The sequence below is a fragment of the Streptomyces sp. SID5785 genome, from assembly GCF_009870065.1.
Taxonomy (GTDB): domain Bacteria; phylum Actinomycetota; class Actinomycetes; order Streptomycetales; family Streptomycetaceae; genus Streptomyces.
Map to the genome: position 1 here is coordinate 1 of NZ_WWIA01000515.1, position 5,544 is coordinate 5,544.

Here is a 5,544-nt window from a genome sequence, read left to right on the forward strand (position 1 = left end):
GTGTGCTTGTGGTAGAAGACCAGGATCAGGTGGAGGACCACGAGGGCCGCCATGATGCCCGGCAGCAGCAGGATGTGGATCGAGTAGAAGCGCGCCACGATGTCGTGGCCGGGGAACTCGCCGCCGAAGAGGAAGAACGACAGATACGTGCCCACGACCGGCACGGACAGCGTCATGCCCTCGATGAGCCGCATGCCCGCCCCGGACAGCAGGTCGTCGGGGAGCGAGTAGCCGAGCAGCCCTTCGAACAGCGCGAGGAACAGCAGCAGCCAGCCGAACACCCAGTTGACCTCGCGCGGCCTGCGGAACGACCCGGTGAAGAAGTGCCGCATCATGTGCACGAACATCGCCGCGACGAAGATCAGCGCCGCCCAGTGGTGGATCTGCCGGATCAGCAGACCGCCGCGCACGTCGAAGCTGATGTCGAGCGTCGAGGAGTACGCCTCCGACATCCGGACGCCGTTCAGCGGCACGTAACTGCCGTGGTACTCCACCTCGTTCATCGACGGGTGGAAGAAGAGGGTGAGGTAGACGCCGGTCAGGATCAGGATGAGGAACGTGTACAGGCAGATCTCGCCCAGCATGAAGGACCAGTGGTCCGGAAACACCTTCCGCAGGTACTTCCGGCCGAGCCCGTACACCCCGAGCCTGCCGTCCGCCCAGTCGGCGATCCGCTCGCCCGCCCTCGTGGTCTCCGTCATGAAGCGCGCCTCCTGTGAGTGCTCACTACGGAGACCGCGGAGACCGGGCGGTTTGTGACATCCCGGCCACCGATGTGTGCCAGGTCACACGGCGGGCCGCCACGCGTACCGGACGTCGGGCTCGCGCTCCTCGTTGCGGGAGCCGTCCGTCTCCTCGACGGCCCGGAAGCCGTGCCGCTCGTAGAACCGCCGCGCGCCCGCGTTCACCTGGAACGTCCACAGGTCGAGCCCGGCCGGCCTGCGCTCCTTGGCCAGGGCCAGCAGCCGCCCGCCGAGCCCGCGGCCCTGCCGGTCGGGATCCACGTACAGCTGGTCGAGTTCGTCGCCGTCGAGCACCAGCAGCCCGGCGACCGCTCCGTCCTCCCCGACGGCCACCCAGGTCTCGCGGCTCGGCACGACCACGTGCGTGAACCAGGCGCGCACCCCGTCGTCGTCGTGCGCGCGCCGCACGGTCGGCAGCGCGGCCGTGAACGCGCGCAGCCACACCGCCGCCGCGGGCAGTGCGTCGGCCGCCCCGGCGCGGCGCAGGGTGAGAGGGCCGCCGGGGGCGGGGTACACGTCGTGCGGCACAGCGGTCTCCGGTCCGTTCGGTGAGGTGGGACGAGGCGGGGTCAGGTGCGGTTGAGGGTGCGGGTCACGCCCGCGACGACGGCCGTCGTCAGGACCCAGCCGACCGCGATCAGCCCGTACGCCAGGTTCTGCAGCCAGGGCTGCGCCCAGTGCCACACGTCCCGCTGGCCGAGGCCGCCGACCGGGATCAGCAGGTCGAGCGCGTACGCGACCGGGTGGAACGGCGGGCCCTCGCCCGCCTTGTTCGGCACGGGCGCGTGGGTGCGGAAGGCCAGTGAGCCGAGCAGGGTGAGCAGGGCCAGCCACAGCCCGGCCAGCCACGGCCGGTAGCCGTAGCCGACCGTCGCGTCGAGCAGCCCGCCCCAGACGCGGCCGGCCGGGCCGAGCAGGGCGCGCCGCCTCCGTTCCCGCACGAGCAGGACCCGGCGCGCCTCGCTCTCGTGCCCCAGGCGCCGGTAGTAGGAGGCCAGTTGTTCGTACGGCTGCGGGACGTACCGGGTCTGCAGGCGCAGCCAGGCCAGCCGGTGCGTGGCGTCCTCGCGCTGGGTGGCGGCGGTCGGTTCCACCCAGTCGTAGGTCAGCCCGTCCAGGCCGAGCGGTGAGCGCCAGGTGCCGGGGCGGTCCTGGATCCGCGTCGCGTGCGCATTGCGCAGGTCCACACCGCCGGCGGGCGGCCGGGCGAGCCGCAGGTCGATCGCGCCGAGCTGCGCGCCGACGCACATCAACGACGCGCCCTGGCCGAGCAGTTCGGCGTCGTGGAAGGAGAGCAGGTCGTCGATCCGGGCGCCGCGCAGCCGGACCCGGCCGTCGGCGCGCCAGCCCCGGTTCAGCCGGACCGTGGAGGCCCGCAGCGCGTCGCCGTTGAACGCGATCTCGTCCGGGGCGGCGGCCACGATCCGCGCCCCGTGCATCCACAGCCCGCCCGGGAGCTCCGCCCCGGGCAGCACGAAGCGTCCGTGGGCGACGAAGTCCTCGCAGAAGACCCCGCCCTGCATCACGAGGCCGCCCGCGTTCACCGCGAGCCCCTCGTCGTTCACGAGGTGGGCGCGGTCCAGGCGCAGCCCGCCCGCGATGTGCGTGTGCACGAGGTTCACGGCGCCGCGGCGGCCGCCGCCGGTGACCGTGGAGCCGCGCAGGTCGAGCCGCCCGCCGATCTGCGCGGTCGGCGCGTGGAAGGCGGGGAGGGTGCAGCCGGTGACCGCGAAGGCGAGCGTGCTCGCGCCCTCCAGCGTCACCGGTCCGTCGAACGTGCAGTCCTCGAACCGTACGAGCCGGGTGATCTCGGCCCCGTCCAGGGCCAGGGCGCCCTCGATGCGGGCGTCCCGGAACACGCAGGGCTCGGAGCCGGGAGCGGGGTCCAGGACCGCATGCCGCACGTCCGCGGCGGCGACGACGGAGCGTCCGGGGCCGGCCGGCGGCTGCGGGGTGCTCATCGGCGCAGCATTCCACACCGGCGCCGTCCGTCCGGCCCGCTGGCGTGAACCTTGTGCCTACCCATGGGTACTCCGTGTGACGTGACGCCACTCTTCCCCACAAGTCGGACAGCGTCACGAAAACGATCGAGTCATCTCTGGAAAACGATCGCATTGCGTGCATGGATGCTCACGGATGGGCAATGATCGCCGTGGCGTTCACACGCTGCACACCAATCACATCCGTTGCACACACGCAGGGAGAGGGAGGACGGTCATGGAGAAGAAGACCGAGACCACGAAGAAGGCGTACGTCGCTCCGGCGATGGCGAAGCAGGGCGACTTCACCAAGGTCACCGCCGGCTACTTCGTCGGCCCCAGCAAGGAGTTCTGGTCCCGCCGCATCGTCTGACGTTGCGTCCGACGACCCGCGTGACACCGCTCCGCCGACCGGCGGAGGCCGCCGAGGACAGGTGAAGATGCAGCCCGCACGCCCCGCACAGCCGCCGGAACTGCGCGACTGTTTCGTCGTTCTCCCGGACACCCCCCGGGGGCGTGCGACCGCCGGGCGACTGGCCGCGTCCGGTGCCGGCCCCGGTGGCCGGCCCGCAGCACCCGTCCGGGCCGACGACGTACCCGGCGAGGTGTTCCGGTACCCCTCCGGACGCCCCTGGGTGATCGTCCGCTCCCGCCTGCGCCGCGTCAGCGGCGCGGAGCAGGGAGCGGACGCCGTCGTCGTCATCGGCCCCACCGGCGTTCCCGACCTGGCCGCCGACCTGGCCGCCGCCCGGGACAGCGCCGACCTGCACCAGCGGCTCGCCCGCCGCCTGCCCGGCGTGCACCACGTCGTCTCCCGCGTCGGCGGCGAGACCTGGGTGCGCGGCACCGCCTCCGGACTGCGCCGGGTCCACACGACGGACGGGGCGCACCCGCTCGCCTCCGACCGGCCCGCCGTCCTGGCCCACCTCACGGACGCCGCACTCGACGAGAGCGCACTCGCCCTGCGCCTGCTCGACTTCGTGCCGCACCCGCTCGGCGACCGCCCCGTGTGGCGCGGCCTCGACACGACCGACCCCGCCCACGCGCTCGTGCTGCGCGCCGACGGCACCCGCACCACCCGCCGCTGGTGGCAGGCACCGGAGCCCGAACTGCCCCTGGCCGAAGGCGCCGCACGGCTCGGCGACGCACTCGACCGGGCCGTCCGCGCGCACGTCGGCGACCGCACCCGGGTCAGCTGCGAACTGTCGGGCGGCCTCGACTCGACGTCCCTCGCCTTCCTCACCCGGCGCGCCGGACCGGCCGACCTGTCCCTGCTCACCGTCGCCTCCCGCGAGCGTCACGCCGAGGACGAGACGTGGGCCCTGCGCGCCGTGGACCTCGCCCGCGCCGAGCGCCCCGACGGCCTCACCCACGACCTGGTGCCCGCGGACCGGGTCCCGCTCTTCTACGCCGGGGTGAGCGAGCCGCTCGCGCCCGCCGAACCGCCCGGCGACGAACCGCTGCCCGGCGCGGCCGGCCGGGCCCGCGCCCGGATGCTCCTCGCCCGCGCCGCGGACCGCGGCTCCACCTGCCACATCACCGGCTACGGCGGCGACGAACTGTTCATGCCGCTGCCCGCCGTCGCCGGTGATTTGCTGCCCCGCCGGCCGCTCGCCGCATGGAACCGGATCGGCGCGGTGCGCCACCAGCTGGGCTGGCCGCTCGCCGCGACCGCCCGCGCCCTGCTCACCCGCGGCGCCTACCGCTCCTGGCTCGCCGACGCCGTCACCGACGAAGGCCTCCCGACCGCCCGCACCCCCCAACTCGACTGGGGCGTACGGCAGTCACTGCCGCCCTGGCTCACCGCCGACGCCCGCGCGCTCGTCCGCGACGCCTTCCGCGCGGCCGCCGCCGACGCCCGGCCGCTCGCCCCGCGCCCGGGACGCCACCTCGACCTCGACACCCTGCGCATGGGCGCCCGGCACTTCCGGACGCTGGAGGACTACGGGCTGGGCCTCGGACTCCCGGTGGCGGCACCCCTGTACGCCGACCACGTCATCGAGGCGACCCTCGCCGTACGCCTCACCGACCGGATCGACCCCGCCCGGTACAAGCCGCTGCTCGCCGAGGCCGTGCGGGACGTCGTGCCCGCCGCGCTGCGGGCCCGCACCACCAAGGACCACATGAACGGCGACACGGTCCAGGGCCTCGTCCGCCACGCCGGCGAACTCGGGCGGCTCTGGGAGCCCGCCGCGTCCCGCCTGGCCGGGCTCGGCCTGGTCGACGCGGGCCGGCTCGAGGCGCTCGCCGCCGACCCCCACTCGCCCCTGCACGCCCGGTACTCGATCGACTCCACGGTCGCCTGCGAGATGTGGCTGCGCGCGACCACCACCCCCACCCCGCACAGAGAGGCGCTCACCCCGTGAAGCTCAGGGACGGCATATCGGTCACCGCGACCGACTTCGGGGGCGTGCTCCTCGACCAGCGCTCCGGCACCTACTGGCAGTTGAACGAGTCGGGGACGCTCGTCGTCGGCGCGCTCGCCGAAGGACTCGCGGCCCCCGAGATCGTCGACCGGCTGATGGCCGCGTTCGACGTGGAGCGGGACCGGGCCGAGGCCGACGTCGCCGGCCTCGCCCGGCAGCTCGTCGACGCGAAGATGGCCACGCCGTGAGCACCGAGATGACGATGCCGGGCCGGCGCACCCATGGGCTGCGCACCCGGGCGGCCGTCGGGCTCGCGCTCCTCGTGGCGCGGCTGCGCCCCGACCGGCTGCGCCGCGTCCTGTCCCTCCTCGCCCGTGGCGCCCGCCCGGCGCCGCACGACACGGCGCTGGCCGCGTACGCGTCGGTCGTCGCCACGAGCCGGCGCTGCGCGGGCTG

The 5,544-nt window shown here is 74.3% G+C and carries 6 protein-coding genes and 1 pseudogene; 4 read left to right on the forward strand and 3 right to left on the reverse strand.

Annotated features, from left to right (window positions below):
* The 3 genes from GTW43_RS16685 to GTW43_RS16695 form a co-directional block, all read right to left on the reverse strand.
* Window positions 1-701 (reverse strand): cytochrome b N-terminal domain-containing protein (locus GTW43_RS16685; protein WP_161302821.1); only part of this gene is annotated, 701 nt, incomplete at its 3' end.
* Window positions 702-785: 84 nt separating this feature from the next.
* Window positions 786-1,271, reverse strand: a complete 486-nt coding sequence (locus GTW43_RS38070) for a GNAT family N-acetyltransferase (protein WP_343246032.1) — start codon at window positions 1,269-1,271, stop codon at window positions 786-788.
* Between the two features lie 41 nt (window positions 1,272-1,312).
* Window positions 1,313-2,704 carry a pentapeptide repeat-containing protein gene (locus GTW43_RS16695; RefSeq protein ID WP_161302822.1) on the reverse strand — a complete coding sequence of 464 codons (1,392 nt, stop codon included), beginning with the start codon at window positions 2,702-2,704 and terminating at the stop codon, window positions 1,313-1,315.
* Between the two features lie 256 nt (window positions 2,705-2,960).
* Between GTW43_RS16695 and GTW43_RS16700 the strand changes: the two genes are divergently transcribed.
* The 4 genes and pseudogenes from GTW43_RS16700 to GTW43_RS16715 all read left to right on the forward strand — a co-directional run.
* Window positions 2,961-3,095, forward strand: coding sequence for a keywimysin-related RiPP (locus GTW43_RS16700; RefSeq protein ID WP_161302823.1), 135 nt, complete (start codon window positions 2,961-2,963; stop codon window positions 3,093-3,095).
* 67 nt (window positions 3,096-3,162) lie between these two features.
* Window positions 3,163-5,088 (forward strand): asparagine synthase, encoded by a 1,926-nt coding sequence (locus tag GTW43_RS16705; protein WP_161302824.1) that lies wholly within the window; start codon window positions 3,163-3,165, stop codon window positions 5,086-5,088.
* Window positions 5,085-5,336, forward strand: coding sequence for a lasso peptide biosynthesis PqqD family chaperone (locus GTW43_RS16710; RefSeq protein ID WP_161302825.1), 252 nt, complete (start codon window positions 5,085-5,087; stop codon window positions 5,334-5,336). Before GTW43_RS16705 ends, GTW43_RS16710 begins: the two co-directional genes overlap by 4 nt.
* Window positions 5,333-5,544 (forward strand): annotated as a pseudogene (locus GTW43_RS16715) (transglutaminase-like protein); the annotation flags it as partial. The gene GTW43_RS16710 and the pseudogene GTW43_RS16715, both read left to right, overlap by 4 nt.

What these genes read in the sequence shown, in the direction of transcription:
- GTW43_RS16705 (WP_161302824.1), top strand. Translation starts at nt 3,163, where the DNA reads ATGCAGCCCGCACGCCCCGCACAGCCGCCGGAACTGCGCGACTGTTTC.
- GTW43_RS16700 (WP_161302823.1), top strand. Translation starts at nt 2,961, where the DNA reads ATGGAGAAGAAGACCGAGACCACGAAGAAGGCGTACGTCGCTCCGGCG.
- GTW43_RS16695 (WP_161302822.1), bottom strand. Translation starts at nt 2,704, where the DNA reads ATGAGCACCCCGCAGCCGCCGGCCGGCCCCGGACGCTCCGTCGTCGCC.